The organism is Candidatus Tisiphia endosymbiont of Metellina segmentata, assembly GCF_964030715.1.
In the GTDB taxonomy this organism is placed as follows: Bacteria; Pseudomonadota; Alphaproteobacteria; order Rickettsiales; family Rickettsiaceae; genus Tisiphia.
In genome coordinates this window covers 425265-447999 of record NZ_OZ034919.1, presented here as the reverse complement: position 1 = coordinate 447999, position 22735 = coordinate 425265, and the positions used below count along the sequence as shown (strand labels likewise).

Sequence of the window (22735 nt, the reverse complement as noted above, 5' to 3'; positions counted from 1 at the left end):
TTCTTACTCATTCTCGTTAATTATTTATAATATTACACTTGTATCTTCAGTAATAATCCCTGTAGGACTTACTGTTAAATGATCATTGCCATTAATAATATTATTGTCTTGGTTTTCCACAGCTGATAGTAAAGGATATAAAATAGTATTTATATCCTTGTTTATAGCTTTACCTTGATTATCTTTCTGTTCTTGGACATAATTATCTAATACAGGTAAAATGTCTTTAAGCCACCAAGAATTTATAAATTTTTCTTTAAATCTTATAATGGTCTCTATAGATGGATTAAACCATCTAATAACTTCTGTTTCATAGAATGTTCGTGGATCATCTCCTTCAGACAAATACACCATACCATCGTCAGTCATTAACTGGTTTTTAAAGTTATCTATTTGTATCTGTGATGAATTGCAGCACCAACTAACAAACTCGTCAGCCAATTTAAACATATTTTCACATAATAATTCCATACATACACCTACTGTATCTTCCGTAGGATGTAATATACATGTCTTAAACTTATTTATTTCTTCATCAGTAGAACACCAATAATAAACAAACTTTTTTAATGATTGTAATTGATCATCTTGTTTTATTAGATTAACTATTAACTCTACTATCTTATATATTTGATCATCTTGATAACAAGATTGTTTCAACTGAACAATTTGTTTTAGATCATTTATAAAACACCAATTTAAAATTTGTTCTAACAATTCATATTTATCTTCTTCTATTAATTTGGAAATTATTTCGTCAAAATATAGTTGAGGTATTTCTATTTTTAACTCAATAACTCCTTCTACATTACCTGAAGCACACCATTTAAAAAAATATTCTAGTTCCGTAAAATCTGCTTTATTATTTGTTACAATAGATTCTAAGATATCATCACAAATCTTACTATAAGCTAATTTTAACTTAAACTCCCTTATATCATCATCTGATTTCAAAGCCCATTGCAGGAATTGCTCTACTTTATTCCATTCTTTATTTTGTATAAAACGTACAGCTATATCTTGTCCTTTTTCTTTTATAACTATCTGTTTAAAGCACTCTACATCTTCTCTAGAAAAAAGAGTACTTCCAATAAACATCTCTAATAAATCCCATTGATTACTTGTTATGAAGAAATGACATATACCAATCCCATAATTTGAAAATATTATTTTTTTCTTTTGTATATCATTAGAGTCAAATAATATTGACTGAATTATATCTATGTTTTCCTTGCAAAATAAACTGAAGAATATACTACTACAACTGTAGCCATTCTCATGTTCAAAAACATATTCCTTTAAATGTTTAGGAGCACATTGCCATAACTCCTTAAATGTAGCTTTATATTGATTATATTTTTCAATATCCTCATGATTTTTTTCCATTTTATTCACAATATTTTGTAATACACGAAGATAATCACATCCAGACATTATATCCCATATATGATGTATCGTAGGTAAAAAATACTGTCCCCATAACCAATCATCTAAAAAGCATAATAAGATTTTACTAGCATCATAAGTTTTAAATACTTCTTTTTCTTGCTCTTTACTCATTTGTGATAGCAAAAAACATTTAATATCAGTATTAGAAGTTTTTTTTATTGCTGGAACTATTTGTCTTGATTTTTCTTCATTACTCAGTTTATCCCAGATATATTTTATTGCTATTTGATTTGTACGATTATCTATTAACACCGTAAATAGACATTCATTTGTACTGTAATTAGTACTATATTTTCTATTGTAAGAATAAACTGCCTTATCTAATTCAGTAAAATCTCCTGTTATATGGGCGGTCCAAAAATATACCATTGCTTGTCTCTCAATAGAATTGAGCACTAATGTAGTACCGATAACTTTCGATGCAATAATTGCTATATTATCTTCAAAACAATATGCACAAGCCATATTATATTTGTAACCATCAGATAATTTCTCCTCTTTAGCTAATAAAGTTTTTGCTGTTTCTTTATAATCTATTACCCCTCTTGGTGTCCAAACTAAATCATCTATATAATTTATTGCTATGGGTTTTAGATTTTGATACCCATAATAGCCATTATTAAAAATATATTTATCTTGATACATAATCCAACCAAATATTTCATGCCCTATAGGGTGTATAATATTTGATAAAATTTTTCTTATACCACTAGGTACAGCTAATGGTGATAACTTACCTAATACTTTATCTTCAATCTTCAGAAATAATTCATACATATCTGTATAAAAATTATCTTCATATTCGTTGAATAATTTTACTATTTGATATTTAATATCTGCTTGATTCCATAATGTAATTATTATATTGCTTATTGATATATGTTGTAATGACGGCATTAAGTAATACTTAATAACATCTTCTTCTAAGTTAATGTCTGTATTATTTTTTTGTTTTTTTGAGGTATTAGCTATATTTGCAACATCAAATTTTCTTTTGGTCATTTTATATTCACCCTTTTGGTTAAAACCCCAGCTTTAGCTAAGAAAGACTTCAGTCCCATAGTACCCCACACTTATTGTTGAAGGAAAACGCCACTAAAGCTTGACTTTTACTAAGCTGTATAATATTATAAACCATAATAATTTATAATCAATTAAGCAGCAATTCCAAATATGAGCTGGAAGCCTTGAAGTATCTGGTATCTTGAATATTACTCTAACAGTCAAAACTTAACTGACAATCAGGTGCAAAATTTATAGTGTTTGTAAGATCAAATCTTGACTTCTACGGATTTAAAGATTCAATTTGCTCACTGGAGAGTCCAGTAGACTGAGAGATTATATCAGTAGATATTCCGGCTTTCTTAAGGTTTTTTGCTACTGATATTTTTTCTTCAGCCTTACCTATTTGGATACCTTTAGTTTCACCTATTTGGATACCTCTAAACTCACCTTCTTCTATATATTTCTGTGCGATAGTTCTCATGATATTACCTGTCTCTTCTTCTGATAAATATTTGGCTAGTACTTGTTCTAGTTCTACCTGCCTTTCCTCAGGAAGCTTTGCATCAGTGTACCATAAAAACGATTTTATGTAAATATACCCTTTGTCCTTATCTACTACAATCTCTAACTTAAATGTTTCTAAAAACTTCTTCCATAATGCAACCATATCACGCTGATGAATGTGCTTCATCACATATTCCATCATCCCTAAATGTTTCTTCTGTACTATCTCATCATCCGACATGCTCTGTAAATCTACTAACTGATAATCTGAGGTCATTAATTCTTTAGCTTGTACGGGATCAACAAACAAATCCCATAAATTCATCGGAGCATTATACACTTCTCTGCCATTATACATTATCATGCTGTAGATTAATGGTAGCTTATCTTTATTCTTCTTATGTCGTTCACACAGTAGTAGGGCATATCTCCATAAACGCAGTGCCATCCAATAATCAACTGTTGATTGATGATCCAATAGGATGTAGACGAAAGCAGTGTCATCATTGTTAGTTTTGATAGAATACACTATATCACTAAATTTCTCTTGTAGAGTTTCCTCGATATAGCTTTCCTTTTCTATAGTTATCTTTGATAAATCTACTTTTTCTTTAAAATTACTTGGTAAATAATACTCTAAGAATTCTTTGGCAGCTATTTCATTGCTCATGATCCGCTTAAACAGCTTGTCATGCTTAAGTTTTTTTGTCATTTTGCTACTTTTACTTGTTAATCTATCATTTAGCCAACATTTGTTCTCTCCAGCAATTCCAAATATGAGCTATAGTGCTGTAACAAAAGATTTTCGTATGAGAGTCACACAACTCTAGATTAAATAACTCATCTTAATACTCAGCATCTTTATATTTTTTCGCTATCCTAGCAAAAAATATTTTATAAAATTTGTTTTAGAATTAGTTTTTTAACCAATTTTATATAACACGATGGTTAACAAAAAAATTTATTGTTGCAAAATAATAAATTGTCTTTGACATCCTAACGAGGAGGAGGTTCATAATCAAGATCTTTGGCTAACAATTCCCATAAAGTTTCCATTGATGAAAAATAAAATCTATGGATCATAGTCCTTATTTCTCTTAACAAACTTGTGGTAAAGGCTCTATTCTGGTCACCTCAAAATTTATAAAATCATGACCATGAAAACCTTGCGGTAATATTAACCTAGCCATTTGAGTACCTTTATCAGTTAAAAACCCATTTTACACCACTGCGTTAATTATTGCAATTGGTATAAGATACTGAAAGAAGAGCGAATAAATGTTGGCTAAATGATAGATTAACAAATAAGTAGTAAAATGACAAAAAAACTTAAGCATGACAAGCTGTTTAAGCGAATCATGAGCAATGAAATAGCTGCAAAGAATTTTTAGAGTATTATTTACCAAGTGCTTTTAAGGAGAAGATAGATTTATCAAAGATAACTATAGAAAAGGAAAGTTATATTGAAGAAACGTTGCAAGAGAAATTTAGTGATATAGTGTACTCTGTCAAAACTAAAAGTGACGATAGTGCGTTCATTTACATTTTGTTAGACCATCAATCAACAGTGGATTATTGGATGGCACTGCGTTTATGGAGATATGCCCTACTACTATGTGAGAGGCATAAGAAGAATAAAGATAAGCTACCATTAATCTACAGCATGATAATGTATAATGGCAGGGAAGTGTATAATGCTCCAATGAATTTATGGGATTTGTTTGTTGATCCCGTACAAGCTAAAGAATTAATGGTGTCAGATTATCAGTTAGTAGATTTACAGAGCATGTCGGATGATGAGATAGTACAGAAGAAACATTTAGGGATGATGGAATATGTGATGAAGCACATTCATCAGGGTGACATGGTTGCATTATGGGAGAAGTTTTTAGAAACATTTAAGTTAGAGATTTTAGTAGATAAGAAACAAGGGTATATTTACATAAAATCGTTTTTATGGTACACTGATGCAAAGCTTTCAGAGGAGAGGCAAGTAGAATTAGAGCGAGTACTAGCCAAATATTTATCAGAAGAAGAGACAGGTAATATTATGAGAACTATCGCACAGAAATATATTGAAGAAGGTGAAACTAGGGGCATCCAAATAGGTAAAGCTGAAGGTAAAGCTGAACAAAATATTGAAGTAGCAAAAAATATGTTCTCAAATAATTACTCTATCCCTGAAATTTCTCGTATTACCGGTTTATCTATTCAGGAGATCAACAATCTGCTTAAATCCTAGTTCTGTAGTCAAAGGGGTAAGCCCTTTGACCTTGAGTTATTTTCAGAAATCTTTTACTATGGTGCGTATGGTAAAATTAAGGGTGTTTGTGCTTAAATTTTATCTGCTTCCCTCAAACATTTGTCTTAAATCACTACTTGTGTTACAAAGTAGTCAGAACGCCCTCGCAAAGCGAGGGGCTTGACGGTTATGAGCAGCCCAAAGGGCTGCCATTGTTAATTAAAATTCTCCTGATTCGTCAGAGCCTAAACTATCAAGTTGCTCTTGATTCTTAATGTAGTGTTTGATCTGATTCTCTTCAAATCCTACAGTTGAGACCGCATAACCTCTAGCCCACAACTTTTCTCCATTAAAATTACGTTTTCGTCCACCAAACTGCCTAGCAACGGCTATAGCACTTTTCCCCTTGATATAGGCCCGGTGTTACGGAACGTGTAACCAGGGGCCACTTTGGTCAAATAGGAAATTTTCCAATTATATGTTCATATTCTTTTTGTGCATCTCCAATAGATAATTTCGAATATATCTCTAAAGATTGACGACTCTCATGTCCTGAATATGGCTGAATTAAAGCATCTTCAATACCTTGCTTCTTAAGCCAAGTAAATAGAAAATGTCTCAGCGTATGGGGCGAAATAGATTGCTCAATTCCAGCCTCTTTAGTATATTGTGCCAAGATTCTTCTAATGCCACGATCCGTATAACTTTTTTTCCATGATGACTCAAACAAATATTCACCACTTTTTTTCTTGGTATTTTCTACATGTAGCATTAATGTTTCCTTAAAACTATTGGGAAACGGAACTATCCTATCTTTTTTACCTTTACCTTGAGTAATTTTTATCTGACAACGATCAGAATCAACTTCACTAAGTTTGATTTTTACTAACTCACTTACTCTCACGCCAGTATATAATAAAGTTTTGATAATAATAACATGTACCATATTTCGTAATTGTAAGACTACCTCATAATATTTTCTTATCTCTTCTTCGGTAGGAACGTATGGTAATTTTTTATCTTTCTTAGTTACTTCAATACTTAATTCTTTTCTTAAATGGCGAAATAACTCTCGCATATAATCATAATCTGGTCTCTCTTTTTTTAGAGATTTAGCGAATTCCTTAGCTTTCTGCCGAACCGGTGTGCGGACTAAATGTGTCATGCGGCTAAACCTGTTATCGTATTCTCAATTTTTAACCGTGTATTTAAATTTAATGGAAATAAGCCATAAGGGTTAATATGACTATGGATCAATGGTGTCAAAGCCCTCATATCTTCTAGTGTCAACCTGCTTTTCCAAATAGGTGAAGCTAGAGCTTCTTGGATAATTAAAGTATTAATATATACCATACATACTTGCAATAAGTGTAGACAAACCACTGCTAGTTCTTGATCTTCACGATTATTAGTCGAAATTTCTCCCAACTTACCATAAAAAATAAAACCCATTATGCCATTTAATCTTTCCACAACATTTAGAGCATGATGAATCTCTATACGTAGCTCTTCAGATGATATATAGCGACACAAAAAGATCGTTTTTACTGCTTTACCTATTTCTGTAAGGGCTTTATATACAGGGTGTTCATAATTATCCTTACTAAAATGTTTAATAATTACATCCGGATCTACTGTTCCAATCTTTAATGCAACGGTGTGTTTTACCGCTTCATTGTAACCATCTTCTATAACTTGCCAATTAATTGAAGATTGTAAGATTGATGTTAAGTTACCATAGTTGTTTTTATCATTGGCTCTTGAATAATATAATTTTTGTCTATTAATATTTTTAAGCCTTGGTAGTAAATCAAAATTTAGCAGATAACTAAAACCAAATCCTATAGTACTTTGTCCATGAGTATCCACATAACTTTGCTGCATATCCATAGTTGTTGAATGTTTAAGCACTCCTTTGAGCATGCTACCTACTTCTGAAGAAAGACAAGTTTTTAACTGTGAATAAACGCAAGTAGCATCTTTATCAACATGCCAGTAAACCATTACTCCACGTTCATGATACCGTACATGCCATTCTGTCATTAAATTTTGATCCCAACAACTTAGTTGAGTTGAATCAGAAGCACAACCAGTAGTAGCCCGACCCCAAATCTTAGGATCTTTAATGGCAAAAATTGCATTAACTACACAGGTAATACTGCTTCTAACATTAGCCTCATTAATAAACCGCCGCTTAATGTATCGTAAATCTGAATAATTACTATCATCATTTGCTGCACTTATTCGCTTTAAATCCAGTATTACTGCCAATAGCATATAAACACAATAATAGCCTCTTAAGTAATTGTTCCTGTCCTATTACTTCTCTGCTTGCAACGCTCCCAAACTGTTTAGTAAAGCCAATCCGTAAATCTACTTCTTTTAATATATCTATTAAACTTATCGTTGACCATTGTCGGTTTATAAAACGCTGTAGAGCTTTAAGATTGCTAAGTTCTTTTTGACTATAGGGCGTAATTTTTATGCGACCACTTTTCTTATCTTTATTACTTATTATTTTGACTTTGGGATTTGCACTAATATTGGCATTTAGTTCTTGTAGATGTTTGTCTAAACTATCTCGTAATTTGCTAGTAAATTCTTTACCATCTAATGGCACACCTAATGCCTTATAGTAATATTCCTTCCGTTCATCAAAATCTTGTGGTAAATCCTCACAAGGATCACGGTAACGATAAGCTCCTTCAATCCAAATCAATTTACAGCTGAGTTGCCTTCTTAACTCCTCTAAAACAGCAACTTCATAAGCCATGCGATTAATCTTACTATTGGCTAATTTATCTTGTTCTTGATTTTTAGGATTTTCCTTGTTTCCTTCTAAAGTTGGCTTTTGTTCAGTTCCCACAACTTGAGACTCTAGCAGTTGTTCTACTACTATTACACGCCAAGCATCTGTTATTACATCTTTAATAGGGACAATTTTAGAATCCAAATAATATTTGCCAGTAATATAGCGATTTTGTTTAATAAAGCTGATAGCATCAAGCAATAATTTACTACTCGGCTTATTAGTTTGAAAAGTAAATACTTCTAATAAATCCAATAGCATAGGTCGGTTCGCATAAGCATATAACGACTTAATTTTACTCTGCACTTTGTTCTCATACCATTTATTGCCCCTATTCTGTAACTCCTCAGCCAAATTTTCTAAAGTTTCCTTACTAACCTTAGGGTAAATAGCATCTGCAATAACCTTAGTAGGATTTTTAACAGCCGTATCAGCTAATAGGTATAAAATATCAAACTTGCCATTAACACATTTAACTTCCGCAACAATATTTTTATTAATAAAATTTTCTGCTGAGTTTCTCATCTTGTGAACTAGACGCATTAACAAATCGGCTGTATTGTCAGTTAATATTTACAATCTATGATGACAAAATATTGCCATAGTAGGATATAGAATATCTGCTTTATGTTTCTTGATGCCGCTGGGCAACTCAGCTAGAATTCGGTTATAATATTTTATCGTTAATTTCCTCGAAACATTAACTAGTAGATTGGTTGGTAAATTCACTAATCTTAGTCGCTTTAATTTAGCAATTTCGCCCTTAACGTTTTTAAGCCTAACCCCAGCTGAACCCTTTTTTAAATGTACCAATTTAACTTTGGCAAAATCCTCTATTATCTCCTCTTTTTCATCAAGATTGCTATCTTTAGTCGATTGATCCACTGTTTCTGTAATATCCAGTTCCTTGGTATCTTCTAATAAACTATCAATCGATTCAGTTGTTTTAATAGATAACTTCCTAGAAATACCAGTAAAAAATTGTTTTTCAAAATTATAATAAGCCTTATTGATATAACGCTCTAATTGATCTGCTGTACATGGTTCTATCTTATTTCTAGCTAAAAATTCATAGGCATGTACCTGGCTTTGTATCAATGTCGGTGCTTCAGGTAATACATTATCTATTAACCAAGCGATTAATATTTGACTATCCGATAATGTCATTTGTCTGTATCCTAGTAAAGTGCGGATTTCATGGTGAAATCTTTTGACAGTCCTATTATTACTACTCCAATCATAATTGCTTAAGTTACTATCATGACAATTTAATTGCATGGTCAAACTATCAATTAAAGCTTGATCAATTAAATCTGCATTAGTGGGGTAACGATTTTCAATTTGGAAAAACTTTAACATTACTGCAAAAGCTAATTTATTGATTACATTATTCTTACTTTGAGCTTTATTAAATTCTTCAGTATCTAAAGTAAAATTCATCTTTACCTACTTGGTTTTGCTGAGATATCTAACTTCCTATAAGTACAGATGTCGGCATTTAATTCCACTATATCTTATCTCAATAATTTTACAACCCTATAGATACGTTACTTCTGAAATATTATTTAATAGATTCTTGGATACTATTCTATCATATTATTCTATTCGGCACTTCGCAAAACGCTGTTTTTTCTTCAAGCACTCCCAAAGTGGCCCCTCGTTACACGTTGCGTAACACCGGGCCTAAAGCTTGGCACTGCTGAACCAGAAGTATTACTCAAAAGATTCATTAGCGACAACATCCAAAGCCCAGTATATAAAGCCATTCTGGAGTTAGGAAGAGCAGTAAGGACTATTTATGTATGCAGGTACTTATCATCAAAAGAATTACGTATTGAAGTCGAAGAAGCTTTAAATGTAATAGAAAACTGGAACTCTGGTAATAACTTTGTCTTTTTTGGTAAAAGAGGGGTTATCTCATCAAACGATGAAATAGATCAAGAACTTTCAGTCTTATGTTTACATTTACTCCAATCATCGTTGGTATATATCAATACATTAATGCAGCAACAAGTTTTAAAAACTGATGAATGGCAACATCGCTTAATACTGGAAGATAATACCAATTGCAATAATTAACGCAGTGGTGTAAAATGGGTTTTTAACTGATAAAGGTACTCAAATGGCTAGGTTAATATTACCGCAAGGTTTTCATGGTCATGATTTTATAAAAATGATGAAACATGAGCCGCATGGTCGAAATCGTATACGTTTATTGGCGATGTATTACCTTCAATTAGGCAAATCTTTTAAAGCCATATCTGAAATAGTGAAGTCACACTGGAAAACTGTGCAATCATGGCTCAGAAGATTTAGGAATCATGGTTTTGAAGGATTATTTGAATCACAAAGAAGCGGTGCCCCTAGGAAGATTAACACTATACAAGAGTCTGCTCTTTTTGATAAAATCAATACGCTCAGTGAAAGTAAAACTGGTGGGTATATAACTGGAAAGGAGCTACATATCATGTTACTTGAGGAATATGGTGCTAAATGTACTTTAAAAACAGTCTACAATACTATGCACCGCCTTGGTTTTAGCTGGATTACTTCTCGTTCAATGCATCCAAAGTCAAATCAAGAGACTCAAAATACATATAAAAAAACTTCCCAGACATGCTAACAGAATTATTATCAAAAAATATCGATAGATGTAAAGTTGATATATGGTCTCAGGATGAAACTCGAGTTGGGCAACAAGGTAGCTTAACTCGTATATGGGCTAAGCGTGGCACTAGACCCCGTAAAGTTCGGCAACAGCAATTCATTTCAACATATATTTATGGAGCTGCTTGCCATGATACAGGAGAAGCTTTTGCATTAATTTTACCATATGCAAATACACAGGCAATGAATAAATTCTTAGAAGACCTTTCTCGCAGTATTCAAGGCAACCGACATATAGCTTTACTAACGGATAATGCAGGTTGGCACACAGCCAAAAAACTAACTGTGCCAAGCAATATCACTTTGATACCGCTTCCGCCCTATGCACCGGAACTTAATGCAATGGAACAAGTTTGGGAATGGATCAAAAATCATTTCTTGTCTAACCAATGTTATGGTGTATATGAAGATATCGTCACTATGGCTTGTTACGCTTGGAATCAATTTGCTCATAATGTAGATTTAGTAAAATCAATTATGTATAGAGACTGGATAAATACACCGTGTTAATTATTGCAATTGGTATTATCTCATCAAACGATGAAATAGATCAAGAACTTTCAGTCTTATGTTTACATTTACTCCAATCATCGTTGGTATATATCAATACATTAATGCAGCAACAAGTTTTAAAAACTGATGAATGGCAATATCGCTTAATACTGGAAGATAAGAGGGCTTTAACCCCATTATTTTATAAGCATATCAATCAATACGGTCTTTATAAGCTCGATATGAACGAACGCATTAAGATAGAGGGGCTGTATGCTTGAGAGTACAACCACTGTACCGCAAAAGGCAAAACAAGTTGCTAAATTGCTTAGAAGTGAAAGACCTGATTATTTTTACTTGAAGGAATTGTTTAGACAGCTTAGGAAAATATTGAATGTTAAAGTACAAAATAAATCTAAGAAATTGCCATATGTACCTTCAGATGAAGAGATAAAAAAATATTACGATGTAGTGTGGGATACCCAAAATATAAAGCACATGATAATAATAAAAACAATGCTATATACTGGAGTTAGAGTAGGTGAGTTGGTAAAAATTAAAGCAGATGATGTCGAGCTTAATAAGTGTCAGATACGCATTAATGATGGCAAAGGTAAAAAAGACAGGATAGTACCTTTTCCAACAGGTTTTAGAGAAGTGTTAGCTCTTTATATTAAAAGTATAAAGAACAAGAAGAAAGTAGAATACTTATTTGAGTCAAATTGGAATAAACCTTATTCTGAGCGTGGTATTCGGAAGATTCTAATGACTTATACTCAACAAGCCAATATGAATCATACTATAACTCCTCATAAATTAAGACATTTTCTATTTACCTGGATGAAAAAGCAAGGTATTGATGATGCTTTGATACAACCTTATTCTGGTCATGAATCTAGGCAATCTTTAGAGATATATTCTAAGCTATCGATAACTGATGCTCAAAAGACGTACAATAAGGTTATAAATGACTTTCCAATATGATAGTAGAAAACATAAAATAAAAAAGGATACTTTTAGCTATAAAAAGAGAGGGGAATTTTTAAAAGGTGACTAAGTTTAAATATTAGTTGTAAAACCAATGGATATAAGGGGTTGTAGGTAATTGACAATTTTAATTAAGATACAAAATGTGTAAAAAGTAGCTACCGTCAATAGTGCATTACGATTAGAGATACAGGTGTTGGATTTCGCTTTTCGCACGTTCTGTTACGGTGGGCCTATAAGGAGTATATACAAAAATGTCTTAAATTATTAGTAGAACAACAGAAGTAATAAAAAATTGGATAATCAAATTGAGGAAATTAGCACCAAACAAAATGCTACGCATTATGTAATAACATAAACACACTTTGGTGGTAAGCTTCAACCTTAGGGTATAGCATTTGCGATTATTCTGTGTTAAAGTTGCAGTTAGCCGAGTTAAAGAGCTTATATCCTTCACTTGCGTTACAACCCACTACATCCCTCCTCTCAGCTTCACATAATTCGTTACCTCCCTATGTGTGAAATTTGGTTCTACACTGTTGGCTAAACTTTGCGTAGATTGGATTCCCACCAACTGTAATTTACCCGCTTTGCCTAGCACCATCATCTTCTAACTCTTTAATCTGATCGAATTTCATTACTACTCCAAATCAGATATTTATAACAGCATTCTACATCATTGTCTAGTTTCGAAAGAAGTCTAATGAATCATCCACCTAACCCTCATATCCTAAAACTAAACACTTAGTTAAGTCTATCCATTAAAAATTATAAACAAAATTGCTGCTATTAAAATGCAATATAAATATATCTGTATTCAATTCATATTATAACTGACAAAATTCTTAAATTAACGCAAGTTGCCAATTAATTGCTAGCACAAAGCTGAATTTCATCAAACCTTTGAAGCTAACTTATAGCATTAAAATGTTCAAAATTAGCTATATTTTGAAATATAGCTAATTATAATAAACATTTTAACTACGACTCCTACTTGTAAACCGCTTTAAATAAGGGCTTACCTGTATAATTAATTGGCAACTCGTATTAAATTAGATATATTTCTAAAAATCACCTACTTTCATTTCCTGAATATGGATGTATTAAAGAGCCCTCTATTTCCTGTTGTTTTAACCATGTGAATAAAAAATATCTTAATTTATGCGGAGATATAGTAGAATTTTTGCTATAAAATTATAGTATATCTATTAGTGGTTCTATTAAAATATAGTATACTATAAGGAAATTAATAAAATAGCTTAAATTATGAACAAAAAAGCAATTATTCCGGAAGTTTCTGTTAAAAGCACTAAAGAACAAATTTTAGCTGCTTATAATGATGCACTTGCTAAGTTGAACGAAAAACAGCTAAACTCACCTCAGGACCAAAAGAAACAACAAGAAAAGCAAGAGTTAGTAAGCAAAGCTAGTGATAATTCATCTGATAATATATTAAGTGAATTAAGTAGCTTAAAATCTAAGACTATTAAACAAATTGATCATTTATCAGAACAATTGTTGAGTGAATTTGAAAAATTGGCTAATTTGAGAGAGGCAATTATTTTAGAACAAAAACACTTGCAAGAATTATACCAAATTAATGAAAATGCCAATAGTTTGTCAGCTTTATTGCAAGCACAAGTAGAGCAAAAGGAATATTTTGAACAGGAGATGAAACAAAAGAAACAAGATTTTGAACAGGAGATGAATAGTCAGAAATCGCATTGGCAGCAGCAACGTACTCTACTTGAGCAAGATTATAAGGAACAAAAGGAATTGCTAAGTAAAACTAGAAAACGTGAGGAGGAAGAATATAATTATGCTTTGGAGTTAAAACGTCGTAAGGATTCAGACGAATATAATAATAAACGTACCCTCATGGAAAAGGAATTGTTAGAAGCACAAGATAATCTGCTGAAACGAGAAACTGACTTAACCGCTAAAGAGCAGGAATATGCGTCATTAAAAATGCAAGTAGATGAAATGGCAGACAAAATAAAAGAAGCGGTCTATGCTGCTGAAGAATTGTTACGTAACCAATTATTGCAACAATATGATTTTGAAAAGCAATTAAAGCAGCAAGAATATGAAGGAGTATTAAAATTAAAAGATCAAAGTATTCTCTATCTTGAAGACAAAATAAAAAAGCAGGAAATTACTATCCAGGAGCTAACTGCCAAAGCAGATAATGCAACGCAGCAAGTACAGTCTATAGCCTACCGTGCTTTAGATACTTCAGGTCAACGCTTCGTAACTCTGACAACTACTAAGAATGAGGAAAAAGGTTTATAATATGGTGTTACCACATCTGTTGGAACGAGTAGCATAAGGTTAAGACAAATGAGATTTTGAACGATATGCCGTCACTAACACCCAGGTTATATCTAGCATTTACAATTATTAAAGAATAATTACGGAATAATTATGCAGAAGCTCAGTGTATGAAAAAATTTTTAACATTATTCATATTACTAATTATTTATAGTAATACTTTTGCTCAAGAACAAGTATCTAATTTAATCACCCCAGTTAGTTATTTTGTCAATCATGAACAACAACTTAAGATTATTAAGGACAATTTAAGTAAATATAAACAAACAAGTTTAGTAGGTACTAGCGGAATAGGCAAGACTCAGCTATCCAGGATGTATGCTTATGAAAATAAAAATAATTATGATCTTATTTGGTTTTTTGATTGTAACCTTGATTTGAACGAACAATTTGTTAAGTTAGCCAAACAACTCAATACTATCAAACAAACTAATATATCTGAAGAAGTTGCTTTAGCAAAAAAAGAAGTAATATCATATTTAACTTCTACTAATAAGTGGTTATTGGTGTTTGATAATTTAAAAGTTAATGAAAATAAAAAAGTACAGGATTTAATTGATTGGGAACATAATGGTCATGTTGCGTTTTGTTCGCAAGATAATGAAAAGTTACCTAATATTATAGCAATGACCCTACTTGATAGGTCTACTATTGTAGCTTTAGCTAATAACTTATTAGACAACAAGGATACTAATAATATCGAATTTTTAACGCAATCTTTTAGTGGTTACCCAATATTGATAGTGCAAGGAACTCAATTGCTTAATAAAATTAAAGGTTTAGATAAAGAGGAATATAAAAAGAAAATTTATCAATCGACTGATAAAATAGCAACAAATATTAATATGGTTATTCAAGAGTTAAAACCTAGTGCGGTGCAGTTGCTTAAAGTAGCTTTACTAAATAACCAAGCTTTCTCAAAACAGCTTCTTAGCACCATTACTGATCATAAAGATACTTTAGATGATGATATATATCAATTATCTAAATTTATGTTAATTAGTAATATTAATCCTAACGAGGATAACCCTATTTTTGAAATGCATGATGTTGTTAGTAATAAAATAATGGAGAACAATGGCAATAAAAACAATAAAATATTAGAAAATATTATTTCTAAACTCCCTAAACCCAAAGGCATACAGTCGGGACAATTGTGGAGGACGTCAAAGACTATACCTGACAACCTAGAGGTTATTCTACGGAATTCTGAAGAATATAATATTGACATATATGTAATGCTTGATTTAAGAGCCGAGTTGTTTGCTATATATGTAAGGGATCATAATCTATATAAAGCAAAACAAATGATGGATTGGTTTGAACACAAAGATAAGGACGGAGCATTCAAACTGTGGAAGATGTCTGAATATCAAAAATATTGTTATGCTAGATATTTGGGGTTAATAGGAGAGCATAGTATGTTGTCATTAGCAAATTTTGAAATAGCCATTTCTTATCCTACTAAAGCATTAAAGATTTTAGATAGTCTTAATGGTGATTATGCTTTTTTAAAATTTAATCTTAACTCACACATCGCTGTATCTCAAATATCTTTGGGCAATGTACAAACTGCCAAAGAAATCCTTAAGAAAATGGAAGAATTATTTAAACAAGGGCTACAAGAAACTGATATATTTAGAATCTATTATTTAAAGGCACGTTTATTTTTTTATCCAAGGCAAATATAATGATGCTTTAGGTTACATAGATAAATATGTTAAGGTATTTATAAAAAGTGGATTAAATATTAATCATCTACACCTTGCTGCACCTTATGTATCTAGGGCAGAGATACTAAGCTATCTTGGCAGATATCAAGAAGCTTATGCTCAAGCTAAGCAATTATATGACATGCATAAACCTATAAAAAGTGAAGATCATAGGACATTTGGTTATATCTACAGGACAATGGCAAGAAGTGAATTAGGGTTAGGTAAGATAGATGAAGCCTTGGATCATATTAACAAAGCTATTGCAATATTTTTAACAGATGAACATGGAAATCCTAAGAATACAGAATATTCTCAAGATCTAAATTTAGCGGGAGGCTATGCACTACAAGGAGATATTTTGTTTGCTCAAGATAATATTAAAGAAGCAATAGAATCTTATAAAAGATCTTATGCCATATATCATTGTTTATATAAAGATAACAGTAAAAATATTGTTCAAGTAAGTGATTTGTATAATCATGCAGCAAAAGCAGCTTGTAAAAGCAAAGATTTATATAATTATAAATTTTTTGGCAAGCCACAAATTAATGAGTTTGGCATACACCACCCTAATACAGTTGATATGTTTGAATATTGCAAACAATATGACATGGATTTGTGGAGCAAAAATCATTAAGGATATCTAAGCTGTGTGATTTATATAGGACTAAGGATTAGATTTTAAATAACTTACTAAAGATGGGTTGCTATTTTTAGCCTTACCACAATTACGATTATAAATTTGGAAGAATTGTGACAAACCACAAATTAGTTATATATCAAAGGTAAAAATAAGGTTACTTTTATAATAATAAATTAAATTATTGACACGCTAAGTAACTTATTCTAGCATAATCTTAGAAAACTTGAAGAGTATAATGAAGGCTTTTAAGATATGATGCCATCAATGTTAACAAAATGATAGCAAGAAGAAATGACTATTTACATAAGATCGATCAACTTATTGGAGAAAAGATTTATTCTCTAAATGGTTTGTGTGATATTAGTAGTAGGCCCAAAAACTTTCCTTTTCAAAAAAGAAGTGAAGTTGATGAAAATCTTATACTAGACCTTATATCTTAAGAATGTGTTATAAGTAATTAAAGAGGGTGACTTGAATAGACCTTGACTAAAATAGTCGCTAAGAGAATAAGTACCCTCTTTTTGGTAGTTTACCTTGAACAAATTGCAGAAGGTGGTCTTAAAAAGAGCAGCCTTGCACAATAAGAAGAAGGAGATTATATCATGAATAAAATAATAGGTCTAGACGTAAGTAAAAACTGGCTTGATATATGTGTATATAATACAAGAGATAAACCTAAATATCATCGTTTTGCCAATGATGCAGCTGGTCATGAAGAGATGATTAAATTAGCAAAAGAGCAAGAAATTAAGCTAATAATATGTGAACCTACTGGAGGATACGAAGCTGAGATTTGTCAAAAGCTGGATAATAATAACCAACAAATACATAAGGTCAATACATATAGTTTTAATTCTTTTAGTAAATCGGTGAATTTGTGTAAAACTGATAGGAAGGATGCATTTAAATTAGCATATTATGCGGATAAGATGCAGCTTTCAGCGAATTATATATATCAAGTTGAATCAGAGACTTTGAAGAGATGTCAACAAAGACGAGAAGATTTAGTATTAATGCTTAGCAATGAAAAGAAAAGACTACATCATAGCATTGATGGTATTGATAAAGAGAGTATAGAAAAGCTCATTAAATTTTTACAGAATGAAATAGCTGAGCTTGATAAAAAGTTAAACAAAACAATAGATGAGTCAGAAGAGTTAAAAGAGAAGGTAAAAATATTAGAGACTGTACCTGGTATTGGTAAATGTTTAGCTACAAAACTAATTAGTTTTGTACCTGAATTAGGGGATAAAAATTATAGTAGCAATGAATTGTCATCAATTGTTGGTATAGCTCCATATGCTTGTGATAGTGGTAATAAGCAAGGACGAAGATTTATTCGAGGAGGCAGGAAAATACCTAGAGATGCTTTATACATGGCAGTATTAGCTGGTAAGAATGGTTTCCAATATTTAAAAATTTTATATGATAGGCTTGTTAATAATTTTAAACCTAAGAAAGTTGCGATAGTTGCTTGTATGCGTAAGTTACTTGAAGTGTGCCATAAACTTATTCAACAAAAACGTGTTTTTGTTATTAAATAATATTTATCTATTTTTATAAAATTTAGATAAAAGATAATTGCTCTTTCGAAACTCGCTTGTGCTGAGGGATTTGAAGGAGACGCTTCACCTCGAACCGCAGCGTACTCTGATTCCGTTACGGATTCGAGTACCGCATCATTGTCCAAATCACCAGCAGAAGTAGAGTTTCGAAAGAGGTCTACTTAAGTTAAGGAAAGAAAGGAATCTAGGATCACGACGCATTCATAGTGAATTAAAGCGTTTATATGGTATCTCATTTTCTACAGCTACTATACATAAAGTGCTTAAAAAACATAATGTAGCTCCGTTGAATTTAAAACGTCATTATCGTAAACAAATTAAACGTTATAGTTCTAAGATTCCAGGAGAAAGGGTGCTGCAAATGGACGTTTGTAAAATCGCTAATAATTTATACCAATATAAAGATCACAAAGAACAGATTTAGACGAATTTTATAGTAGCACTGATCCTAAGGATCAAGAGCTTCAGAGTAAGCTTATGATTTGGGAAGAGTATTATAATAAGCATCGCTCGCATAGTTCTCTGCATGGTAGAACTCCATGGGAGAAATATAAAGAACTCGGACATACTATTCCTTCTATAGAAGAAGTACATAAAAGTTATGATTCTTCAAAAGAAACTTTTGCTATACAGAATTACAAGTATGACCAAGAATTTAAATCTGCTATTAAACAAAAAAATATATTAAGTACTAAAAGATAAGTCGTAATTTTATCTGACAATTAGCTTGTAACAAGGTCTATAAATCACACATATATGAACATTTTTATTACTAATATTTGTCCAATATTATCAGCACAGGCACTTGATAATAAACGAGTCCTAAAAATGATAGTTGAGTCTGCTCAATTACTTAGTACTGCTATTTTCTGCAATAGTCAAATTGTATATCCTGATATTTATAAACCTACCCATTTGAAACACCCTTGTACTATTTGGGCATCTTCAAATAGAAATAACTGGTTTTGGCTTTCTGAACATCTTATAGCTCTTTGTCATGAATATACACATCGTTATCATAAGAAACATAAAACTCAACAATTAATCAGCAACTTACTTAAATATTCTTCGCATTTAATCGACGATAATAATATGACACCATTCGTCAATTGCACTAAATCAGACTATTTACAAATTGATTTTTCTAATCACTCTAATATTTTTAAAGCATATCAGCAATACTTAACTGTAAAATGGAATAACGATATAATAAAACCAAAATGGACAAATCGTTCTATTCCAAAGTGGTATACTCAGAAATAAATTATTAACTGATGTTACGCAGCTAACCATGCCTTTACACTGCCTAATTTTATAAAAATACTTAGTTGTTGTAAATCTTGTGTCTGTTTATTGCTTTCTCTTATTCCATGTCTTGTTTTTCAAGCACTATTACTAATTATAACTTTATGATGTTTCAACTTCTTTAGTAATCAAAGATCGTATCAATGCATTAACAGCTTGCTGTTGCTCTGAACTGCGAATTTTCATAAAATTCCTTGAAACCTCTATGTACATATGCTGATTTTCAAAAAATACTGGCTGTACAGTATCAGCATCTTCTAAATCTTTATAAAAATACTCTATATTTTTATCTAGTGCTTTAGCAATAAGAACTAGTCTACCTATTGATATTCTATTAATGCCTCTTTCGTATTTTTATAACTGCTGCCCCGTTACTTCTAGTATATCCGCTAGTTGTTGTCGTGACACCCTTTTAGCAAGTCTTAGAGAATAAATTTTTTCTCCAATAAGTTGATCGATCTTATGTAAATAGTCATTTCTTCTTGCTATCATTTTGTTAACATTGATGGCATCATATCTTAAAAGCCTTCATTATACTCTTCAAGTTTTCTAAGATTATGCTACGATAAGTTACTTAGCGTGTCAATAATTTAATTTATTATTATAAAAAGTAACCTTATTTTTTTCTTTGATATATAACTAATTTGTTGTTTGTCATAATTCCTCCAAATTTTAGGCTTGTCAATATATATATTTATACTTTTTTTCAAATTAACGATGATTCCTTTCGCTTGTTACCTAGTAATATCGATTATTTTTGCTCCTTGGGTCTGTGTCGTAGTATTGTGGTACATAACCTAATTCATCTACTACAATCAGATGGAATCTCTTAACTCAATGATAGGTAAGCCACTAGTTTGACTAGTGAGACCATCAAGGCTTGGCCTTTAGATTTAGTATAAAATAAAAAGTTATCATATATAACTTCTTTGGCTTGACGGTCAAAGGAGAAAATATATGACAACATACGAAAGTTTAAATCATTCTAAATGGGATTGCAAATATCATATTGTGTTTATTCCAAAGTGTCGTAAAAAAGAATTGTACGGGAAGGTTAGAAAATATCTTGGGAACGTATTCCATGAGTTAGCTTTTCAACGTGGGAGAAAGATCATAGAGGGGCATATGGTACAAGATCATGTGCATATGCTCATCAAGATTCCTCCTAAATATTCTGTAGCTGAAGTAATAGGCTATATCAAGGGGAAAAGTGCTATAGCCGTTGCTAGGCAGTTTGGTGGACGAAAACGTAATTTTAATGGAGAAAAGTTGTGGGCTAGAGGTTATGCGGTCTCAACTGTAGGATTTGAAGAGAATCAGATCAAACACTACATTAAGAATCAAGAGCAACTTGATAGTTTAGGCTCTGACGAATCAGGAGAATTTTAATTAACAATGGCAGCCCTTTGGGCTGCTCATAACCGTCAAGCCCCTCGCTTTGCGAGGGCGTTCTGACTATTATGTGGATAAACCGAATATTCAAAAATTGTTATTCGAACATGGATACATTCCACGCAAATTACGTAATGATCTACAAGCTATTGTTAATGATACTCAATCTGTACATAACAGTACATTAGTAAGAGCAACAAACTCCTACATCAAGGATTTGTTAGAACAATTGAAAGCTTCTGATGAACAATTAGATCAAGCTGCAAAGCAAACTATAACAAGAATAGCAGACTTGTCAAATATTACAAGCAAACCAGAATATACCCCCTTTCTATTGCCCAATTTACCTGAAGATAGGAAAAAGGATATTTTTGATAAAATACCAGAAGAAGATAAACTAAATTATCTACAAGATAACAAGAAAGCTATGCAAGCAATAATAGCAAAAGCGGTCGATGTCTTAAAGAATCTTTATGTAAAAACTGATGTTGATGGTAAATATGACGGAACTTATGCTAATTATTGTTATGATTACCATGGGAATAATCTACAGTTACCTAGAGTGATAGGAGCTGTTAAGCTATTAATTGATAGTAATTATCCTAATGAGCAAGAAATACAAGAATTATGTGTTAGCTTTCTATCTACATATTTCACTATAGAGACAGATAAGTCAAAAGTTTTAAGTATTCTAACTAAAATTAAACAAATACTTAATAAAGATGAACTAACAATAGAAGAGCTTAAAAGTCAAGAGGCATGCCATAATTTACTTACTAACTGTAATGCTACTCAGCAGCAAATAAAAGACTTGTTTCAAGATTTAAACCACTGTTCTGTAGAAGAGGTATGGAAGGTAAATAAAATGTCGGAGTTGGCTATGCAATTATATATAGCTGCGACAACGTATGGTCCTAATAAGTCTGCTTGTAATCAAGGAACCTTCACTCAAGTAATCCATACTTTACCAAAGGTTAGCTCTCTATTTATAAATAACTTTACATCACGGGAATCTAAGACAAAAGAGGAGATTACTGACAATAATATTGAAGACTTTATTCAACACATTGTTGATAAGTTAATAGTAAAATGTGAAAAAAAAGGTCTATCCAAGGAACTTTTAGAATTTATAGCGTGTGAGATGGATGTGGATTTTAGCAAAACCACACATGCACAACAAAAAGTATTTGCTGAAATTAATAAGTTATTTTTGGAGAATATTAGGGGCTATTTACCTGAATATCCTGACCGTAGCCCTTTAGCGACAGAATACCAAATTATGATTAATGCACTACGACAAACCAAAAATATGCAAGATTTTGCTAGTCAGCATAGTACCGAGCAATTAACTGAACAAGACAAACAATTTATTGTGGATATGAAACATCAACAAGAAGAACAAGCAACAAAATTGCAAAAACAGCAAGTTAAGGCAGTAGTTGAGGATATGTTAGATGCTTTGGAACTGTCAGAGACATGCTCTAAATATTTTGATGATCCCATTGCAGCATACCAAAGCTTACTCGGAGAGTCTAGTAGTATAGAAGGTTTTGACTTTGAATAGGCATGTAATTCTTAATAATCGATCTCAAAATCATTGCGAGGAACTACTTTATAACCTCAATTTCG

Annotated in this window: 19 protein-coding genes and 3 pseudogenes; 14 read left to right on the top strand and 8 right to left on the bottom strand. The window is 31.7% G+C overall.

Going from position 1 to position 22735, the window contains the following annotated elements; genetic code table 11:
• Positions 1-24: 24 nt before the first annotated feature.
• Positions 25-2451, bottom strand: a complete 2427-nt coding sequence (locus AAHM80_RS02530) for a hypothetical protein (protein WP_342260182.1) — start codon at positions 2449-2451, stop codon at positions 25-27.
• 283 nt (positions 2452-2734) lie between these two features.
• A complete protein-coding gene (locus AAHM80_RS02525; RefSeq protein WP_342260181.1) occupies positions 2735-3670 on the bottom strand; it encodes an Rpn family recombination-promoting nuclease/putative transposase in 936 nt (311 codons plus the stop codon).
• 711 nt (positions 3671-4381) lie between these two features.
• On the opposite strand from AAHM80_RS02525, the gene AAHM80_RS02520 reads away from it, so the two are divergent.
• On the top strand, positions 4382-5200 hold the full coding sequence (locus tag AAHM80_RS02520; RefSeq protein WP_342260404.1) for an Rpn family recombination-promoting nuclease/putative transposase: 819 nt from the start codon (positions 4382-4384) through the stop codon (positions 5198-5200).
• A gap of 219 nt (positions 5201-5419) precedes the next feature.
• Here AAHM80_RS02520 and AAHM80_RS02515 read toward each other — a convergent pair.
• From AAHM80_RS02515 to AAHM80_RS02495, 5 genes and pseudogenes are all read right to left on the bottom strand, one after another.
• Positions 5420-5614 (bottom strand): annotated as a pseudogene (locus AAHM80_RS02515) (transposase); the annotation flags it as partial.
• A 40-nt stretch (positions 5615-5654) separates the two neighbouring features.
• A complete protein-coding gene (locus AAHM80_RS02510; RefSeq protein ID WP_342260180.1) occupies positions 5655-6365 on the bottom strand; it encodes a tyrosine-type recombinase/integrase in 711 nt (236 codons plus the stop codon).
• The gene (locus AAHM80_RS02505; protein WP_342260179.1) at positions 6362-7477 is read right to left on the bottom strand and encodes a transposase; all 1116 of its coding nucleotides are present in this window, start codon (positions 7475-7477) and stop codon (positions 6362-6364) included. The genes AAHM80_RS02510 and AAHM80_RS02505 overlap by 4 nt, the downstream gene beginning before the upstream one ends.
• A complete protein-coding gene (locus AAHM80_RS02500) occupies positions 7428-8534 on the bottom strand; it encodes a Tn3 family transposase (RefSeq protein WP_342260178.1) in 1107 nt (368 codons plus the stop codon). Before AAHM80_RS02500 ends, AAHM80_RS02505 begins: the two co-directional genes overlap by 50 nt.
• A gap of 48 nt (positions 8535-8582) precedes the next feature.
• The gene (locus tag AAHM80_RS02495; RefSeq protein WP_342260177.1) at positions 8583-9449 is read right to left on the bottom strand and encodes a DUF4158 domain-containing protein; all 867 of its coding nucleotides are present in this window, start codon (positions 9447-9449) and stop codon (positions 8583-8585) included.
• A 132-nt stretch (positions 9450-9581) separates the two neighbouring features.
• Here AAHM80_RS02495 and AAHM80_RS02490 point away from each other — a divergent pair, with 132 nt between their 5' ends.
• From AAHM80_RS02490 to AAHM80_RS02440, 11 genes and pseudogenes are all read left to right on the top strand, one after another.
• The gene (locus AAHM80_RS02490; protein WP_342260403.1) at positions 9582-10088 is read left to right on the top strand and encodes a Tn3 family transposase; all 507 of its coding nucleotides are present in this window, start codon (positions 9582-9584) and stop codon (positions 10086-10088) included.
• Positions 10089-10131: 43 nt separating this feature from the next.
• On the top strand, positions 10132-10632 hold the full coding sequence (locus tag AAHM80_RS02485; protein WP_342259385.1) for a helix-turn-helix domain-containing protein: 501 nt from the start codon (positions 10132-10134) through the stop codon (positions 10630-10632).
• Positions 10626-11186 carry an IS630 family transposase gene (locus AAHM80_RS02480; protein WP_342259390.1) on the top strand — a complete coding sequence of 187 codons (561 nt, stop codon included), beginning with the start codon at positions 10626-10628 and terminating at the stop codon, positions 11184-11186. The genes AAHM80_RS02485 and AAHM80_RS02480 overlap by 7 nt, the downstream gene beginning before the upstream one ends.
• Complete coding sequence (locus tag AAHM80_RS02475; RefSeq protein WP_342260176.1) at positions 11180-11449, top strand: Tn3 family transposase; 270 nt, start codon at positions 11180-11182, stop codon at positions 11447-11449. The genes AAHM80_RS02480 and AAHM80_RS02475 overlap by 7 nt, the downstream gene beginning before the upstream one ends.
• On the top strand, positions 11442-12152 hold the full coding sequence (locus AAHM80_RS02470) for a site-specific integrase (RefSeq protein WP_342260175.1): 711 nt from the start codon (positions 11442-11444) through the stop codon (positions 12150-12152). The genes AAHM80_RS02475 and AAHM80_RS02470 overlap by 8 nt, the downstream gene beginning before the upstream one ends.
• A gap of 1269 nt (positions 12153-13421) precedes the next feature.
• Entirely contained in the window at positions 13422-14447 is a 1026-nt protein-coding gene (locus AAHM80_RS02465) for a hypothetical protein (protein WP_342260174.1), read from the top strand.
• Positions 14448-14596: 149 nt separating this feature from the next.
• A complete protein-coding gene (locus AAHM80_RS02460; RefSeq protein ID WP_342260173.1) occupies positions 14597-16177 on the top strand; it encodes a hypothetical protein in 1581 nt (526 codons plus the stop codon).
• Positions 16161-16838, top strand: coding sequence for a tetratricopeptide repeat protein (locus tag AAHM80_RS02455; RefSeq protein ID WP_342260402.1), 678 nt, complete (start codon positions 16161-16163; stop codon positions 16836-16838). Before AAHM80_RS02460 ends, AAHM80_RS02455 begins: the two co-directional genes overlap by 17 nt.
• Before the next feature lie 608 nt (positions 16839-17446).
• Positions 17447-18388 (top strand): IS110 family transposase, encoded by a 942-nt coding sequence (locus tag AAHM80_RS02450; protein WP_342260172.1) that lies wholly within the window; start codon positions 17447-17449, stop codon positions 18386-18388.
• A 483-nt stretch (positions 18389-18871) separates the two neighbouring features.
• Positions 18872-19111, top strand: a pseudogene (locus tag AAHM80_RS02445) (IS481 family transposase); the annotation flags it as partial.
• A gap of 54 nt (positions 19112-19165) precedes the next feature.
• Positions 19166-19672, top strand: coding sequence for a pyrimidine dimer DNA glycosylase/endonuclease V (locus AAHM80_RS02440; RefSeq protein ID WP_341755673.1), 507 nt, complete (start codon positions 19166-19168; stop codon positions 19670-19672).
• A 144-nt stretch (positions 19673-19816) separates the two neighbouring features.
• Here the strand turns inward: AAHM80_RS02440 and AAHM80_RS02435 are convergent.
• Positions 19817-20203 (bottom strand): annotated as a pseudogene (locus tag AAHM80_RS02435) (helix-turn-helix domain-containing protein).
• A gap of 468 nt (positions 20204-20671) precedes the next feature.
• On the opposite strand from AAHM80_RS02435, the gene tnpA reads away from it, so the two are divergent.
• Positions 20672-21103: an IS200/IS605 family transposase gene (gene tnpA / locus AAHM80_RS02430; RefSeq protein WP_342259383.1), complete on the top strand. Its 432-nt coding sequence runs from the start codon at positions 20672-20674 to the stop codon at positions 21101-21103.
• A gap of 49 nt (positions 21104-21152) precedes the next feature.
• Positions 21153-22670, top strand: coding sequence for a hypothetical protein (locus AAHM80_RS02425; protein WP_342260171.1), 1518 nt, complete (start codon positions 21153-21155; stop codon positions 22668-22670).
• Positions 22671-22735 lie beyond the last annotated feature (65 nt).